Annotated in this window: 14 protein-coding genes; 10 read left to right on the top strand and 4 right to left on the bottom strand. The window is 71.3% G+C overall.

Annotated features, from left to right (window positions below; genetic code table 11):
* Positions 1-11: 11 nt before the first annotated feature.
* Complete coding sequence (locus AC0AIB_RS04565) at positions 12-1,481, bottom strand: class I adenylate-forming enzyme family protein (protein WP_465096078.1); 1,470 nt, start codon at positions 1,479-1,481, stop codon at positions 12-14.
* 356 nt (positions 1,482-1,837) lie between these two features.
* Here AC0AIB_RS04565 and AC0AIB_RS04560 point away from each other — a divergent pair, with 356 nt between their 5' ends.
* The 3 genes from AC0AIB_RS04560 to AC0AIB_RS04550 all read left to right on the top strand — a co-directional run bounded on the left by AC0AIB_RS04560 (position 1,838) and on the right by AC0AIB_RS04550 (position 5,730).
* A complete protein-coding gene (locus AC0AIB_RS04560; RefSeq protein ID WP_465096077.1) occupies positions 1,838-3,601 on the top strand; it encodes a condensation domain-containing protein in 1,764 nt (587 codons plus the stop codon).
* 59 nt (positions 3,602-3,660) lie between these two features.
* The gene (locus AC0AIB_RS04555) at positions 3,661-4,584 is read left to right on the top strand and encodes a TauD/TfdA family dioxygenase (RefSeq protein ID WP_465096104.1); all 924 of its coding nucleotides are present in this window, start codon (positions 3,661-3,663) and stop codon (positions 4,582-4,584) included.
* 363 nt (positions 4,585-4,947) lie between these two features.
* The gene (locus tag AC0AIB_RS04550; RefSeq protein WP_465096076.1) at positions 4,948-5,730 is read left to right on the top strand and encodes a thioesterase II family protein; all 783 of its coding nucleotides are present in this window, start codon (positions 4,948-4,950) and stop codon (positions 5,728-5,730) included.
* 111 nt (positions 5,731-5,841) lie between these two features.
* Here AC0AIB_RS04550 and AC0AIB_RS04545 read toward each other — a convergent pair whose 3' ends face one another.
* Both AC0AIB_RS04545 and AC0AIB_RS04540 read right to left on the bottom strand, forming a co-directional pair.
* Positions 5,842-6,456 carry a helix-turn-helix transcriptional regulator gene (locus tag AC0AIB_RS04545; RefSeq protein WP_328345716.1) on the bottom strand — a complete coding sequence of 205 codons (615 nt, stop codon included), beginning with the start codon at positions 6,454-6,456 and terminating at the stop codon, positions 5,842-5,844.
* 20 nt (positions 6,457-6,476) lie between these two features.
* Positions 6,477-7,079, bottom strand: a complete 603-nt coding sequence (locus tag AC0AIB_RS04540) for a response regulator transcription factor (RefSeq protein ID WP_328345714.1) — start codon at positions 7,077-7,079, stop codon at positions 6,477-6,479.
* A 534-nt stretch (positions 7,080-7,613) separates the two neighbouring features.
* On the opposite strand from AC0AIB_RS04540, the gene AC0AIB_RS04535 reads away from it, so the two are divergent.
* From AC0AIB_RS04535 to AC0AIB_RS04505, 7 genes are read left to right on the top strand one after another with little or no spacing between them, the layout of a single operon-like run.
* A complete protein-coding gene (locus AC0AIB_RS04535; RefSeq protein WP_465096075.1) occupies positions 7,614-8,600 on the top strand; it encodes a class I SAM-dependent methyltransferase in 987 nt (328 codons plus the stop codon).
* Positions 8,597-9,412 carry a 2-keto-4-pentenoate hydratase gene (locus AC0AIB_RS04530; RefSeq protein ID WP_328345710.1) on the top strand — a complete coding sequence of 272 codons (816 nt, stop codon included), beginning with the start codon at positions 8,597-8,599 and terminating at the stop codon, positions 9,410-9,412. Before AC0AIB_RS04535 ends, AC0AIB_RS04530 begins: the two co-directional genes overlap by 4 nt.
* Before the next feature lie 31 nt (positions 9,413-9,443).
* Positions 9,444-10,343, top strand: coding sequence for an acetaldehyde dehydrogenase (acetylating) (locus AC0AIB_RS04525; protein WP_328345708.1), 900 nt, complete (start codon positions 9,444-9,446; stop codon positions 10,341-10,343).
* Entirely contained in the window at positions 10,340-11,404 is a 1,065-nt protein-coding gene (gene dmpG / locus AC0AIB_RS04520; RefSeq protein ID WP_328345706.1) for a 4-hydroxy-2-oxovalerate aldolase, read from the top strand. Before AC0AIB_RS04525 ends, dmpG begins: the two co-directional genes overlap by 4 nt.
* A complete protein-coding gene (locus tag AC0AIB_RS04515; RefSeq protein WP_328345704.1) occupies positions 11,397-11,624 on the top strand; it encodes an acyl carrier protein in 228 nt (75 codons plus the stop codon). The genes dmpG and AC0AIB_RS04515 overlap by 8 nt, the downstream gene beginning before the upstream one ends.
* On the top strand, positions 11,617-12,666 hold the full coding sequence (locus tag AC0AIB_RS04510) for a histidinol-phosphate transaminase (protein ID WP_465096074.1): 1,050 nt from the start codon (positions 11,617-11,619) through the stop codon (positions 12,664-12,666). The genes AC0AIB_RS04515 and AC0AIB_RS04510 overlap by 8 nt, the downstream gene beginning before the upstream one ends.
* Complete coding sequence (locus AC0AIB_RS04505) at positions 12,666-13,622, top strand: LnmK family bifunctional acyltransferase/decarboxylase (RefSeq protein ID WP_465096073.1); 957 nt, start codon at positions 12,666-12,668, stop codon at positions 13,620-13,622. The genes AC0AIB_RS04510 and AC0AIB_RS04505 overlap by 1 nt, the downstream gene beginning before the upstream one ends.
* 171 nt (positions 13,623-13,793) lie before the next feature.
* Here the strand turns inward: AC0AIB_RS04505 and AC0AIB_RS04500 are convergent, their stop codons facing one another.
* Positions 13,794-15,107, bottom strand: a complete 1,314-nt coding sequence (locus AC0AIB_RS04500) for an MFS transporter (RefSeq protein ID WP_465096072.1) — start codon at positions 15,105-15,107, stop codon at positions 13,794-13,796.
* Between the last annotated feature and the right edge of the window lie 3 nt (positions 15,108-15,110).

Below are 15,110 nucleotides of genomic sequence, written 5' to 3'. Positions count from 1 at the left end.
GGGCCGCGACGTCAACCCCGCTGGCCGGCCAGCCGCCACCGCTCGAGCTTCCCGGCGGACGAGCGCGGTACCTGATCGACGAACGTCACCCGGGTAGGCACCTTGTAGTTGACCAGAACGGCCCGGCAGTGCGCCATGAGCTCACCGCTGCTGACCGAGGCTCCCGGCCTGCGGACTACGTAGGCCCCGACCGTCGACCCGAGCACCTGCTCCTCAGTCGCCACCACCACGGCGTCCAGCACCGCGGGGTGTTCCAGCAACCGGGCCTCGACCTCGTTGGGATAGACCTTCTCGCCGCCCACATTGATCACGTCGTGCCGTCGGGGGGCGAGGAACAGGTAACCGTCCTCGTCGAGCCACCCGAAGTCGCCGACGCTGGCGAAACCGTCGGCGGTCGTTTCCAGCACCTGGCTGCCCAGGTACGCGTCTCCCCTGGAGACCCGGCCGGCGCGCATGAACACCTTGCCGGTCTGTCCCGGGCCGAGCCGGTTCCCGGCGTCGTCCCTGATGCTGATCTTCGTGAAGAACCCGCGACCCACCGTTCCGGGTCGCTGCTGCCATTCGTCCCCACGCACCAGGGTGCCGCCGATGTTCTCGGTCGAGCTGTACACCTCGTACAGGTGCTCTGGCCCGACCAGCTCGATCCACCGCTGCTTGGTGAACGAGTCGCACGACGCGGCTGTGTGCATCACCGTGCGTACGCTGGTGAAGGACGCCGGGTCGGGCTGGAGGAGCAGCAGGATGGTGCGCATGTGCGCCGGGGTGAGCTGGATCCACTCCACCGCGTGGCGCTCGACCAGCTCCACCGTCCAGGCCGGTAGGAAGTACGGCGGCAGAATGGTGGTGTTGCCGTCGAGGAGCCCGTCCAGCAGGGTGGTGAACGGGGCCGCATGGTGCAGGGGGCCGAGGATCAGCTGCCGCTGACCGGATCGCCAGCCGGCACGACGGCGCAACGGCAACGGCACCTGGTGCGGGTCGTAGCCGAGCGGCCCGGGGCGGACCGCGATCTTCGGGTGGCCGGAGCTGCCCCCGGTCGGCAGCAGGTAGCCGATCCGACGGGCCGGCGACCACGCCGACCGGCCCGCGTCGGCGTCGGAGGCGGCCTCGTGGGCGGCGGCTGGGGCGGCGGCGTCGATGAGCTGAGCCCGGCCGTAGGTCCGGCCGATGAAGGCGAGGAGCTTTTCCCGCTCGGGTCCGGGCGAGGCCGGGTTCAGCGGCAGCAGGGGCAGCTCGGCGGAGAGGACGGCCACGATGTCGACCACCGCCTGGATCGTGTTGTTCGCCTCGACCGCGACCACTCCCGGGCCGGTCCCCCGGGCGGCGGCGTCCACCAGTGCGTCCGCCCGCCGGCCGCTCCGCTCGGCCAACTCCCGCCACGTCAGTACCTGCTCGACGGAGTTCTCGTCGAAGCCGACGACCGCGGGCTGGTCGGTTGACGTCGCCGCGATATCGGTGATCCGCTGACGGATCGATACGGTCATTCGGGCCTCCCACGATCGAGTGCGTCGGCATCCGCCCGGCGGTCGACGACATGTCGGACGGTCCGGCCGAGTGGACGTGAACCCACGCGGCAGACCGGCCGCCGCACGCGCCTGATGGACGCAGGTCGATGATGTCCGGTGCGGCCCGGCGCACGCAGGGAACAACCGGCAGAACAACGCACACGATCCGACCCGTGAGTCGCTGCCGGTCCTTCCCTACTGCCCGGCACGGGGCGCTCAATAATCTGGCGCACATGGTTTCACCAGGGCATGTCGATAGTGCCGTGCCGGGCACTCGGACGACGCCGACCCGCCAGGCAACCCGGACCCGCGGCCCCCGCCGCCGGGAGCGATCGGTGAGCCTGGCCCCCCGGCCATCGGTGACCGTGCCGTTCAGCGGGACACGATCGGCCGAGGGGCCGCTCAACATCGGCCAGTACAACATCCTGCAGTGGCTACGCGGTGAGTCGGAGCAGTTCTTCGCGGCCGTCGCCGGAGAACTCGACGTTCCGGCCACAGCCGTCGTCGACGACGTCGCCGAGGCACTCGCGACCCTGGTCGCACGGCACGAGGGACTGCGTACGACGTACGTCGACGGCGTCGCACCACGACAGTTCGTGCACGCCACCGGTGACCTCGTCGTGGAGGTCTACGCGATCGAGGCCGCCGACCCGCGGCTCGTCGACCGGGCCGGCCTGACCCGGGACCTCATCCGCCGGTTGCGCGCCGCAGGCGCCTACCGCATCGACGAACTGCCGGTCCGGGTCGCCCTCGCGGTGCTGCCGGGTGACCCGTCCACCGGCTCCGCCCCGGTGGTGCAGGCCGCGGTGATCGGTTGCTCGCACCTCGCCGTCGACTACCAGGCGATGGAGATCGTCAAGAGGGAGTTCGCGGACCTGATCCGGGATCGCACCGCACGACCGGCCGGTGGACCACCGATCCAGCCCTTGGACCTGGTCGCCCTGGAGAACACGCCCAAGGCACTGCGGCACGAGGAGACGGTGCTGAACTACTGGCGCGACCGGCTGTCCCGCATGCCGCAGTGTCTGTACCCGGTCCCACGGGGCGCGGCGGGCGACGGATCGGTAGCCGTCGAGATGACCTCCGCCGCGGCCGGGATGGCGTTGCGAGCGGTGACGGCGCGCACCAGGACGAGTCGCGCCAGCGTCGTGCTGGCGGCGATCGGCGCGGTGCTCTCGCACCGGACCGGCAGCCGGGAGCTCGTGCTGCCCACCCTGTCCGCCAACCGCTTCGAGCCGTACCTTCGGCAGCACGTCGGCAGCCTCGCGCAGCTCGCGTTGATCACGCTCACGATCGGTGACACCACCCTCGACCGGCTGGTCCGGCAGGCGTGGGCCGCGGTGGTCGACGCGAGCAGGCACGGCCGGTACGACGTGGACCGGCAGCGTGCCGTCGCCGGCCGGATCGAGCACGAGCGCGGCATCGTGTTCGACTGCGAACCGCTGTTCAACAACCTTGTCATGGAGTCAGGTCCGGCAGCAGGCAGGGCCACGGCACCCGTACCCGCACCTGGTGAACTGGACGCCGCGCGACGCGCGACGCAGCTCCGGCGGCAGCCGATGCCCGTCGGGACCACGCTGATCCGGTTCGATCTCTACGGGACCGACGGACAGTTGCGTCTCGGCTGTTGGAGCAGCGACACCTGCCGCATCTCCGCCGACGAGACCGAAGCGTTGCTCCTGGCGGTCGAGAACCTGTTGATCACGGCGGCTTCCGGTGACCTCGACGCCCGGGGGATCCGTGGCGCGATCCCGCTCGACCCGGTACAGCGGGGGCCGGGCTGGCTGTTCGTGGACGGCTGCTGGGTCGAGCTGACCGAGGTGCAACGGCTGCTCGACGACGCACTGGCGTCCACCGGTGCCAGGGCCTTCACCGCCGTGCACGGTGTGCCGTTGGCCGCTCGTCTGGCCCGGACCGAGGCCGTACGCACACCTGAAGATGCCCACGCCGCGTGCATGGCGGCGCTGAGCGCGTATCCGACGGCAATGGCGCCACAGCACTACGTCATCTGTGAACGCATCCCGGATGACCCCGACGACCAGGCCGCATGGACCGACGTGTGTTGCCAGGGATCCGGCCGAAAGGGAGTCGACCGTTGACCACCAGCGAGATCACATCCACCAAGCTCACGCCCTCGGTGACCGGCGACGAGTCGGCACTGCCCGGCGTGCTGACCGCGCCCACCGACGGCGTGCCGGCCGCGAGTCATCTCGCCGGGGTCCGGGATTCGGTCCGTCGGCAGCTGCGTACCCACGGCGCGGTCCTGCTGCGCGGCTTCGACGTCGGCGGGGTCAGCGGGTTCGAGCGGGTCGTCCGGGCGGTGTCCGGCGCACCGCTGTCCTATGCCGAGCGGTCGTCACCACGCAGCACCATCGCGGGCCAGGTCTACACGTCGACGGACTACCCGCCGACCGAGGAGATCTTCCTGCACAACGAGAACTCGTACCAGGCGACCTGGCCGTTGACGTTGTTCTTCTACTGCATCACCCCGCCCGACACGCTGGGTGCCACTCCGCTCGCCGACACCCGTCGGGTTCTGCGGTCGATCGACCCGACCGTGCGGGAGGAGTTCGCCCGGCGCGGCTGGACCGTGGTCCGCAACTTCACCGAGGGCTTCGGCGTGCCGTGGCAACAGGCGTTCAACACCACCGACCGGGCCGAGGTCGAACGCTACTGTGCGGCGAGCGGTGTGGAGGTCCGGTGGAGCGGGCGCACCGGCCTGCGCACGACGGCCCGCCGACGGGCGGTGCACCAGCATCCGGTGACCGGCGAGACCGTCTGGTTCAACCACCTCACGTTCTTCCACGTGACCACGCTGCCCGAGGAGGACTGCGAGGGGTTGCGGGAGATGTTCGACGAGGCGGACCTGCCCACCAACACGTACTACGGAGACGGCGGGCCGATCCCCGACGAGATCGTGGCACACCTGCGCGACTGCTACCGCGCCGCCCAGCGACGATTCGACTGGCAGCGTGACGACGTGTTGATCGTCGACAATATGCTGTCAGCCCACGGTCGTGAACCGTTCACCGGATCCCGCAGAATCGCCGTCGCGATGGCCGAACCATTGCCGGTACCGTAACGCCAGGTGGCGCCGGGTCGCCGGAGGGCCGCCCCGGTGGCGGCCCTCCGGCGACCCCTCCGGGAGGGATGATCAGCCCCACGGAGTGTCGCCAGGAACGGCGACCACCGAGGTGAACGGCGTGGTGAGCAGGTACGGACCGGAAACCATTGACACTCGCAACTCGGTACCCCTTGTCTGCTTCGGCTCTCGTGCCGGCTGTCGCCGACAGAACGAAGCTATGGCCGGCCGTTTTCAGGTCCCCATCATCACGCTTTACCCACCGGCCGGGACCTACCCTGCCGGTGATAGTGACATGGAGGCGCGTGGAACGACGATTGAGCAAGAAATGCCTACTCTCCGTCAACGAAGGCGACCTTCCTCATGGCCTCATCTCGGGACCACCGGACCGATACGCCGCATGCCGGTACCGCGGCGCTTATCTGCATACCCAGCGCCGGTAACGGCCACTTCCAGTTCGATCGGTGGCCCGACGCCGTCGGCCCGTGGTGTGTCGTCCGTACGCCGGCCGCAGGCGGGCCAGACGGCGGAGCACAGGGGACCGACTCGACGGCCACCGGTCCACCGGCACCGCCCACGCTGCCGGAGCGGGCCGCGGAACTCGTGGCCGGCCTGGTGCGCCGAGGGGTCGAGAGGTTCGCGGTCTTCGGCCACGAGAGCGCCGCGCTGCTCGGCTACCAGGTCGCGGTCGAGTTGGACCGGCGGGGCGCGCCGGCGCCCCTGCGCCTGTTCGTATCGGGCTGTCCCGCACCCCACCGTCTCCACCGGTCGGCCGGCGAGGCGCAGACCGAGCCGACCGACGACGAGCTGACCGCACGCGTGCTGGCGACCACGGTGGCCACGGGCGGCAACCCGATGCCGTCGGTCGTCGCGACCGGCGTACGTGCGCTCCGGGCCGACCTGGCCACGTTGCGGGCCTACCGGATACCCCGCCCGACGCCGCTGCGCTGCCCGTTGACCGCGATCCGGTGGCTGGACCAGGGCATCGCACCGGAGGCACTGGCCAGCTGGTCGGCGTACGGGGACACCGAAGTGGTGCAGTTGCCCGGATCCAGGTTGAGCTATGCGACCGAGCCGGCCGACCTGTTGCGGGTCATCGCCGACCGGGCGCCGGCCGGTGATCCCCGGCGGCCGGCCGAGCGGTGACAGCGGCCGGCCCGGACGCCACCCTCCCGGGACCGCCCACGCCGGCGGACGGGAGCGGGTCCGCCGGGACACCACGGCCGGCACCGGGGCGGAGGACCGTGGACGACCGGCTCAGATCAGACCGGCCGCTACCCCGCAGGCCACGGCGTGGGCCCGGTTGCGCACCTGCAACCGCGCCATCATGTCGTAGATGACGTTCTTCACCGTGTGGTGGGAACACAGCAGTGACCTGGCGATCGTCGCGTTGTCCTGGCCCTCGGCCATCAACGCGAGCACCCTCGTCTGCCGGGGCGTCAGCGGCGACCGGCCAGCCGACCGGGACGTTCCGGCCGGGTCCGGCGTACCGACGCCACCGAGCACCCCGACCAGCACCTCGTGCGGCAACCGGACCTCGCCGTCGCGGGCGGCCCGCAGCGCGGCGGCCAGCCGGCCCGGTGTGGCGTCGGTGAACCGGAGCATCACCAGGGTCCCCGACCGTAGTACGCGGACCACGTCCGTCGGCGAGAAGCGGTCCGCGATCACCAGCGTTCCCCGCGGCGCGGACCACGGCTGCGGCGGGCACGCCACCAGCGCCTCGCTCACCGTGGCGACCGCGGTGACGATGACGGTGTCCGGTGATCCGTACGGCTCGGGCACCGAGGTGACGCCGGCCTGCCGCAGGGCGGCCAGCACCTCGGCCCGGATGACCGCGTCCGGGGCCACCAGATGTGCGGTCGGGGACGTCATGCGCCTCTCCTGTCCGTCGTTCACAACATCCCGGCCCGCAGGGCGAAGGCCACCGCGTGGGCCCGGTTGCGCAGCCGGAACCGCCGCGTGATGTCGTGCACGACACTGGTCACGGTGCGCGTCGAGTAGCACAGCTCCTGCGCGATCTCACCGGTCTCCCGTCCGTCGGCGAGCAGCCGCAGCACCGCGCGCTCGCGGTCGCTGATGTTCGACGCGAGGGTGCCGGCGGGAACGGTCGGCGCGGCGAGCAACCGGTCGAGCATGTCCGGCGAGACCGTGCAGTCCCCCTCACCGGCGGCCAGCACGGTGCGGGTGAGCCGCTCCGCGGTCGCCTCCCGGCGTCGGAGCAGGCCGCGCGCACCAGCCGCGATGGCCCACAGCGCCTCAGCCGGCTCCACCTCGGGCACCACGAGCACCACCTCGGGGCGGTCCGCCCCGGCACGGACGGCCCGCACCGTGTCCAGCGCGTCCTGGCCCAGTTGGTCGACGACCAGGACCGTGACCGCGGCCCGCTCCCGCGTCGTCACCACGGTGATGTCCGGGCACCCGAGCATCGCGCTCGTCACGCCCGCCTCCAACACCGGGTCGGTCGCCACGACATTGACCCACATCGGTTCGCCCATCACGCCTCCTTCGTCGCCGCGCCGTGGCGTGGCGTGGCGTCGGAATCTCCTGGGCGTACGGTTCCGCGACGAGCTAACTGGTCGCTGTCGGCTCGCTGTCAGCCACCGGCGCCGGACGATAGCGGACCATCGACTCGCTATCGTCGCCCCGCGCCGCGACCCGGTCGCCGAACAGGCAGCCAGCGGGAAGCGACGACAGTCGACGTCTCCCGCAGGTCTGCCGATTCTTCTCTGCAGCCGGTCCGGGTCCCGTGGAACATTGACAACCGTTGCGGACCCGTGCCGAAAAGGTGGGTCACCGCCGTTACCGGAGGAGCGGTGGATGGACGACTCGGCAGAGCTCGCCGCCACTCCGACAGCGCATTCGACCGGGCGGCACGCACCAGTGTCGTGTCGTGGAGACCCTGGTCGGATGGGCGGCGGTGGCTTCGCGTCACCACACCGGCCGCGCCTGCCGGGTCGACGGACGCGAACTGAGAGCAACAAGGGCCGATACCGGACAATCGCCGAACCGGCGGGACGTGGGGTGAATCAGTGATCAGTTCTGACGTCAGTGGAATCGCTGCGGATCTGGCGGCGAATGCCACTCTCCTGGAGATCGCCGAGAATCTGGGACTCTCACCGCTACTCGACCGTGGGACGCCGTTCACGCTGGCCGAGGCAACGGCGGCGGCCGGCGTCGCCGAAGCGCGCATCCTGCCCTTCCTGCGCGCCATGGTCGCCGCCGGTCTGCTCGAGCACGACGCCGAGACCGGGCTGTTCGCGCCCTGCGCCCAGCTCGCGGACCGCAGGTACGAGGCGGGTTACCTCTCCTGGTCGCTCAACGCCAACCGGCCGTACATCGATCACGCCGAGCGGTTCCTGCGCGAACCGGAGACGGCCGGCCGGCACCACCAGCGCGACGGCCGACGGGTGGCGGTCTCGTCCCGCTGGATCGGCTCGTACGGCTTCTATCCCGGGGTGTTGTCCGAGATCATCAGCCGCAAGCCCCGGCGCATCGTCGATCTCGGCGCCGGTGCGGGCGCGTTGCTGATCCGGCTGCTGACCGAGCTGCCCACCAGCACCGGCGTGGCCCTGGACCTCAGCCCGGGGGCGTGCGAGGAGGCCGAACGCGCCGGTCACCGCGCCCAGGTGGGCGATCGGCTCACGGTGGTCAACCGGTCCGTCGAGACGCTCGTGGACGACCCGGGTCCCCTCGCCGGCGCGGACGTCGTCCACGCCGGTTTCGTCATGCACGACGTCGCGCAGACTCCCGAGGTCTTCGCTGGTGTCCTGCGGTCGTGCCGCGACCACCTCGCCGACGGCGGCTGCCTGGTGGTCACCGATGCGGTGCCGTACGTGGACACACCGGGCGAGCGCGCCTTCAGTGCCCTGTTCAGCTACCTCCACGAGAGTGCGATGGGTGTACGGCTGCCGGCCGAGGAGCAGTGGTGCGAACTCTTCCGGCAGGCCGGCTTCTCCGACGTGACCAGCACCCCCCTGCCGATGCCCGGCAGCCGGCTCTTCGTGGCCACCCGATGAGCCGGAACGACGGATCACCGGCCCTGGCGGAGCACGACGCCGAGTGGATGGCCCGGGCCCTGTACGAGGCGCGGCAAAGACGCGTACCGATCGCCCCGTTCACCGACACCCGCCCCACGCTCGACGCGGCGGGCGGCTACGCCGTCCAGCGTCGGCTGACCGACCTGCTGGTCGCCGACGGCGAGCGGGTGATCGGTTACAAGGCCGGGCTCACCTCCACCTCGATGCAGGAGATGTTCGGGGTCGACGCACCGGACTACGGCCCGGTGTTCGCCTCGACCGTCCACCCGGACGGCACCCGCTTCGCTCCTGGCGAGTTCATCTCGCCGAAGGTGGAAGCCGAGATCGTCTTTCGGCTGGCGAGCCCGTTGACCGGTCCCGGCGTCACGGTGGAGCAGGCCCACGCGGCGATCGGAGAGGTCGTCGCCGGTCTCGAGATCGTCGACTCCCGGATCGCGGACTGGCGCATCCGACTGGGCGACACGATCGCCGACCTCGCCTCGAACGGCGCAGCCGTCCTGGGACGTCCGGTCCCGGCCCGCCCGGACCTGGACCACCGGCTCGTACGAATGGCCTTCCGCCGCAACGGGGAGCTGGTCGCGTCCGGTCGGGGCGCCGACGCCCTGGGCGACCCGGTGGCGGTGGTGGCGTTGCTGGCGAACCTGCTGGGCGAGAACGGCGTCACGCTGGAGGCCGGGCAGCTGATCATGACCGGTGCCCTGCACGCCGCGGTCCCGCTGCGCCCCGGCGACACCTACACCGCCGAATTCGACCAGCTGGGCGCGGTCACCCTGCACGTAGCGCATGCGTAGTCACGACCCGGGTAGGAAGGCGATCCCCTCGATGAATCCAGAACGACGGCTGTCAGTCGGGGTACTCGGCGCCGGACTCATCGGCGTCGACCTGGCGATGAAGGCCGACCGGTCCGCCGCCCTGGACCTTCACCTCGTCGTCGGCCGGACGGCCGAGAGCCCGGGCCTCAAGCGGGCCGCCCGGCTGGGGCTGCCGGTCACGAGCCGGGGCCTGCCCGCACTGGCCGACCTCGACGCACCGCTCGACGTGGTCTTCGACGCCACCGACGCCGGCTCGCACGCCGAACACGCCGAGGCGCTGGCACCGCTCGGCACGCTGCTGGTCGACCTGACGCCCAGCCGGATCGGGCGGATGGTCGTCCCCACCGTGAACGGCGCGGACGTCACCGCCCACCGCGACCTCAACATGGTCAGCTGCGGCGGACAGGCGGCGGTGCCGATCGTCCGGGCGGTCGCGCGGGCCCACCGCGTCGACTACGTGGAGGTGGTCGCGACCGCCGCGACGCTCAGCGTCGGCCGTGGGACCAGGCTGAACATCGACGAGTACGTGGAGACCACCCAGGACGCGCTGCGCGAGTTCACCGGCGTCGGGGACGTGAAGGCCATCCTCAACATCAGCCCGGCCCGTCCTCCGGCGACCTTCCGGGTGGCCATCTCCCTGATCGGCGCGGGGCTGACACCCGATTCGGTGCGCCCACTCGTGGCCGCCGCCGCCGCCGACGTCCGTGCCTTCGCCGCCGGCTACACCGTGACGAGTTGCCTCGTGGCGGACGACAGCAGGGCGTTCATCGCCGTGGAGGTGACCTCCACGGGCGACCAGATACCCGCCTACGCCGGCAACCTCGACATCATCAACTCCGCGGCGATCCGGGTCGCCGAGCGCTGTGCGGTGGCACGCCGACCGATCGACGTCCTGGAGGGGGCATCATGAGCCGGCAAGCCGTGGAGAACACGCCGGGGCGACCGATCCTGATCCACGACCCGACGTTGCGCGACGGCCACCACGCCGTCCGCCACCAACTCGGGCGGGACCAGCTCCGGGCGTACGCCGAGGCCGCCGACGCGGCCGGGGTGCCCGTCGTCGAGGTGGGGCACGGCAACGGCCTGGGCGCCTCCTCCCTCCAGGCCGGCCGCGCCCTGCTCAGCGACGCGGCGATGCTCTCGGTGGTCCGGGACGCGTTGTCGACCAGCAGGCTCGGGGTGTTCATGCTGCCGGGCTGGGGCACCACCGAGAACCTCCGGCAGGCCATCTCGTACGACGTCGACCTCGTCCGGATCGGCACCCACTGCACCGAGGGCAACCTGGCCGAACGGCACCTCGGGCTGCTGCGCGACGTGGGCGTCGACGCCCACGGCGTACTGCTGATGAGCCACATGGCGACTCCCGAGCGCCTGGCCGAGGAGTGCGCGCGGCTCGTCGGGTTCGGCGCGACCGGCGTGGGAATCCTCGATTCCTCCGGCTACTACCTGCCGCCGGACGTGAGCACGCGCATCGCGGCCATCCGGTCCGCGGTCGACGTGCCGGTGATGTTCCACGGGCACAACAATCTCGGTATGGCGGTGGCGAACTCGATCGCCGCCGCCGAGGCGGGCGCCACCATCCTGGACGCCTGCGCCAGGGGGTTCGGCGCGGGGGCCGGCAACACGCAGTTGGAGGTCCTCGTGCCCGTGCTCGAACGGCTGGGCTACCACACCGGCATCGACCTCTACCGGCTGCTGGACGCGGCGGACATCGCCGAACGGGAACTGATGCCCGCACCGCCCACCATCGACTCGATAGGCGTGGTGAGTGGTCTCGCCGGGGTGTTCTCCGGATTCAGGAACCGGGTGCTGGACGTCGCCGCCCGCGAGGGCGTCGATCCGCGCGACGTCTTCTTCGCGCTGGGCCGCCTGCAGGCGGTGGCCGGACAGGAGGACCTCATCGAGGACGTGACGCTCACGTTGCGTGCCGGCTCCACGGGTCGAGGTGAACGGATGACGAGCCATGTTTGACCAACTCAAGGCCATTCTGGTCGAGGACCTGCAGATGCGCACCGAGGACGTCGTCGCCACCGCCGACCGCGCCGAGGTGGGCCTCGACTCGCTCACCGTGGTCGAGCTGTCGGCCCTGCTCAGCCAGCGGCTGGACATCGAGGTCTCCGACTACGAACTGCTGGAGCTCGCGACCGTCGGCGACATCGCCGATCTGGTCGCGGAGCGCTGTCGTGGGTGAGACCGCCGGGCCGTCCCACGCCGCCACCCGGGGCCTGTCGCGCAACGAGTCACCACACGACCCGCTGCCCGACATCGTCGCCTCGGTGGCGGCGGGCGGCCGGGACGTCAACCGCTATCCCGACCCGGCGTGTACCGACCTGATCCGGGCGCTCGCCGACCGCCACGGTGTGGAGGCCGACCGGGTGGCGGTGGGCGCCGGGTCCTGTGCGTTGCTCCAGTCGCTGTTCCAGCTCGCCGGGCCGGGCGCCACGGCCGTCTACGCCTGGCGGTCCTTCGAGTACTACCCGGTCCTCGCCGACCAGCTGGGGGTCCGCTCGGAGCGGGTGCCGCTGGTCGACGACACGCACGACCTCACCGCCATGGCCGATCGGATCACCGCCACCACCCGGCTGGTCGTCATCTGCAATCCCAACAACCCCACGGGCACCCTGGTCGGCCCGGAACAGCTACGCGCGTTCCTCGATCGCACCCCGCCGACCTGCCTGGTGGCCCTGGACGAGGCGTACTCCGAGTACGTCGACGAGCCCGCCGGGGCCGGCGGCCTCGCACTGTGCGACAGGTATCCGAACCTGGTGGTCCTGCGCACGTTCTCGAAGGCGTACGGCCTGGCGGGACTTCGGGTCGGCTACCTCGTCGGCGCCCCACACGTCGTGGCGTCGCTGCGCGAGATGGCGTTGCCCTACGCGGTGAGCGGTCCGGCCCAGCGCACGGCGATCGCCGCCCTCGGCGTCGAGGAGGTGCTCCTGACGCGGGTCCGGGAGACGATCGCCGAGCGGGCCCGGGTGCGGGCGGCCCTGCTCGCCGACGGCTTCGCGGTTCCCGTCAGCCAGGCCAACTTCGTCTGGCTCGGGCTCGGCGAGGACGCGGGCCCGTTCGGCCGCTGGTGTGCACGGGCCGGTGTCGAGACGCGGGTCTTCGACGGTGACGGCGTTCGGGTGTCGATCGGTTCGCCCGCGGACAACGACGCGTTCCTCGCGGCGGTGCGCCGGTGGCGTATCCGCAGGGCGGCGGAACTGCTCACGACGGGAACGGTGGGATGATGCCGGAGAACACAGCCCTCCCCCGGAGGCCGGAGAACACCGCCCCACCCCGGAGGGTGGTCGTCGCGCCGGGGATGTGCAGCGGTGGCTCACTGATCTTCGGGCGGATCGGTGACTGGACGTGGGAGTCGGTGGCCGAGGCCTGCCGCACCAACGTGCACGCCGCCCGTACCGCCGAGGGCCAACCTACCTATCTGTCGTTCTACTACTACCGGGTGCGTGGCGGGAAGGTCGTTCATCCGCACGGCCTGACCTTCGGCGACGAGCTCGACGTGACGTCGAGGGTCTTCCAGTTCGGCGGCGGCTCGGTGCTCACCCTGCACCGGCTCGCGCCCGCCGGTTCCGGCCCCGGCACCGCGGTCCTCGATCCGGCGGAGTTCTACGAGACGCCGAACCCGGAGTGCATGTACGCGGAGACGCTCAACCGGTGGATCGCGCGTGGCCGTCCGGACAGCAACCGGGTCCTCACCGAAACCGTCCCCCACGACTTCGACCACGTCGATCTACCGCGACTTCCCAATCGGTTCTCACCACGTACGCTCGTCGGCCGGGCCCGTCACGCGGGCAGCTTCTGCGCTCCGGGGCCGCCCGGATTCACGCTCGCCGGGCAGGAGCAGTCCTTCGCGTACGCGTTGGACGCCGTACGGGACATCAACGGCGCCGGACTGGTCTACTTCGCCTCGTACTTCTCGATCTTCGACACCGCGCTGTTGCGACTGTGGCGCGGGCTCGGCCGTAGCGAGCGACAGTTCCTCCAGCGGCGGGTGATCGACCAGAAGGTGGGCTTCTTCGGCAATGCCGACCTAGGCGCGCTCTTCACCATCACCGCGCGGAGATGGCAGAACGTCGCCGACCCGCTCTCCGAGATCGCCGACCTCGAGCTCCGCGAGTCCACCACCGGCCGGCTGCTGGCGGTCGCGGCGATCGAGACGGAAACGCCGTCGACGCCGGCATGAGGACGGGGTCGACGGCGACAGGTCGCGGGGTCGGTCGGCCCGGCCCGGGCCGACATTGCACGGGCACGGTGGCGAACCTGCGACCGTGCCCGTCCTGGCGTGGCTGACGTTCTTCACCGGGTGCTCGGCACGTCGCACCTTTCCTGGCTGAGGCACCGGGGCCGGGCGGGCTTACCGTCCCGCTGTCGTCGCGGGCTGCCCTGTCGTCGCGGGCTGCCCTGTCGTCGCGGGCTGCGCGCCGGTCAGCGTCACGGGACCGAACCGCCGCAGCGCCACCACGAGGTTGACCGCCGCGAGGGTGGACAGGGCGGCGAGGACGAGCAGGGTAGTCGTCACCCCGAAGCGGCCGATCGCCACTCCGCCGGCGACGAAGCCCAGCGGGCCGGCGATGTTGCTGATGGTCATGACCGCCTGGATCACCTTCGCCCGGATGTCGGCCGGGAACCGGGTGGCCAGGATGCTGAAGAACGGGGCGTTGGACAACGGAAGCGCCGCACCGGACACCGCGAGCGCGGCGACCAGGACCGGCACCGGCACGTCGAACAGCAGCACCCACCAGGGAAGGACGAGCTGGAAGGCGGCCAGACCGAAGACCAGCGTCGGGGACAACCGGCTGCCGACCAGATAGCTGACCGCCGCCCCGGCGATGGCACCGGCACCGAAGCCCGACAGCAGCAGCCCGCCGACCTTGGCATCGCCGCCGAAGCGGTCGAACGCCAGCAGCGGCAGCGCGAGCATCAGGACCCGCATGAGGAAACCGAAGCTGACGGTCGAGACCATCACCCGGCGGAGGAAGTCGTCTCCGAGCACCGCGCGTACGCCGGCCAGGACCCCCGTGTGGGTCGCGGTCTGCTGCTCCGACCGGGGTGGCGGCGGTGCCGTCCGGGACGTGCGGGGGACGAACCACCACAGCAGCAGACCTGACAACGCGTAGGTCGCGGCGTCGAACCACAGCACCTGCTCCGCACCGAGGGTCGCGATCAGCACACCGGCCACGGCCGGACCGGCGAGCGCGGCGACGTTGAAGCACCCTTCCAGCACGCTGTTCGCCCGCATCAGTGCCTTCGGGTCCGGACCGGCGAGCTCGGTGGCCAGGTCGCGTTGGGCGGCGAAGTAGGGCACCCCGAGCACGCCGATCACCGCGACCACCGCCAGCAGCAGGGGGAAGCTGAGCCGGTCCAGCGCGGCCAGCACGGGGATCGCCGCGATGGCCACGGCCTGGGCGAAGTCGGCGACCACCATGGTCCGGCGGGCGCCAAACCGTTGGATCACCTCACCGCCGGCGAATCCGAGCAGCGCCATGGGCAGCACCGACACGGCGAAGACCAGACCCGCCCGGGGCGCCGAGTCGGTGCTCTCCAGGACCAGCCACGGCAACGCGAGCATCGTCATCTGGCTGCCGAAGGCGGAGCCGCTGCCGGCGGCGTACACCGCCACGAGTGCCCGGCCGGCCGGAGCAGGTCCGGGCGATGGCGCGGTGTGCACCCC

Source organism: Micromonospora sp. DSM 43699, assembly GCF_055517075.1.
Note: the sequence above shows the minus strand (reverse complement) of the source record. Positions and strands in the feature narration are given on the sequence as shown.

What these genes read in the sequence shown, in the direction of transcription:
- AC0AIB_RS04515 (WP_328345704.1), top strand. Translation starts at nt 11,397, where the DNA reads ATGTTTGACCAACTCAAGGCCATTCTGGTCGAGGACCTGCAGATGCGC.
- AC0AIB_RS04540 (WP_328345714.1), bottom strand. Translation starts at nt 7,079, where the DNA reads ATGGGCGAACCGATGTGGGTCAATGTCGTGGCGACCGACCCGGTGTTG.
- AC0AIB_RS04565 (WP_465096078.1), bottom strand. Translation starts at nt 1,481, where the DNA reads ATGACCGTATCGATCCGTCAGCGGATCACCGATATCGCGGCGACGTCA.
- AC0AIB_RS04530 (WP_328345710.1), top strand. Translation starts at nt 8,597, where the DNA reads ATGAGCCGGAACGACGGATCACCGGCCCTGGCGGAGCACGACGCCGAG.
- AC0AIB_RS04505 (WP_465096073.1), top strand. Translation starts at nt 12,666, where the DNA reads ATGCCGGAGAACACAGCCCTCCCCCGGAGGCCGGAGAACACCGCCCCA.
- AC0AIB_RS04545 (WP_328345716.1), bottom strand. Translation starts at nt 6,456, where the DNA reads ATGACGTCCCCGACCGCACATCTGGTGGCCCCGGACGCGGTCATCCGG.
- dmpG (WP_328345706.1), top strand. Translation starts at nt 10,340, where the DNA reads ATGAGCCGGCAAGCCGTGGAGAACACGCCGGGGCGACCGATCCTGATC.
- AC0AIB_RS04550 (WP_465096076.1), top strand. Translation starts at nt 4,948, where the DNA reads ATGGCCTCATCTCGGGACCACCGGACCGATACGCCGCATGCCGGTACC.
- AC0AIB_RS04525 (WP_328345708.1), top strand. Translation starts at nt 9,444, where the DNA reads ATGAATCCAGAACGACGGCTGTCAGTCGGGGTACTCGGCGCCGGACTC.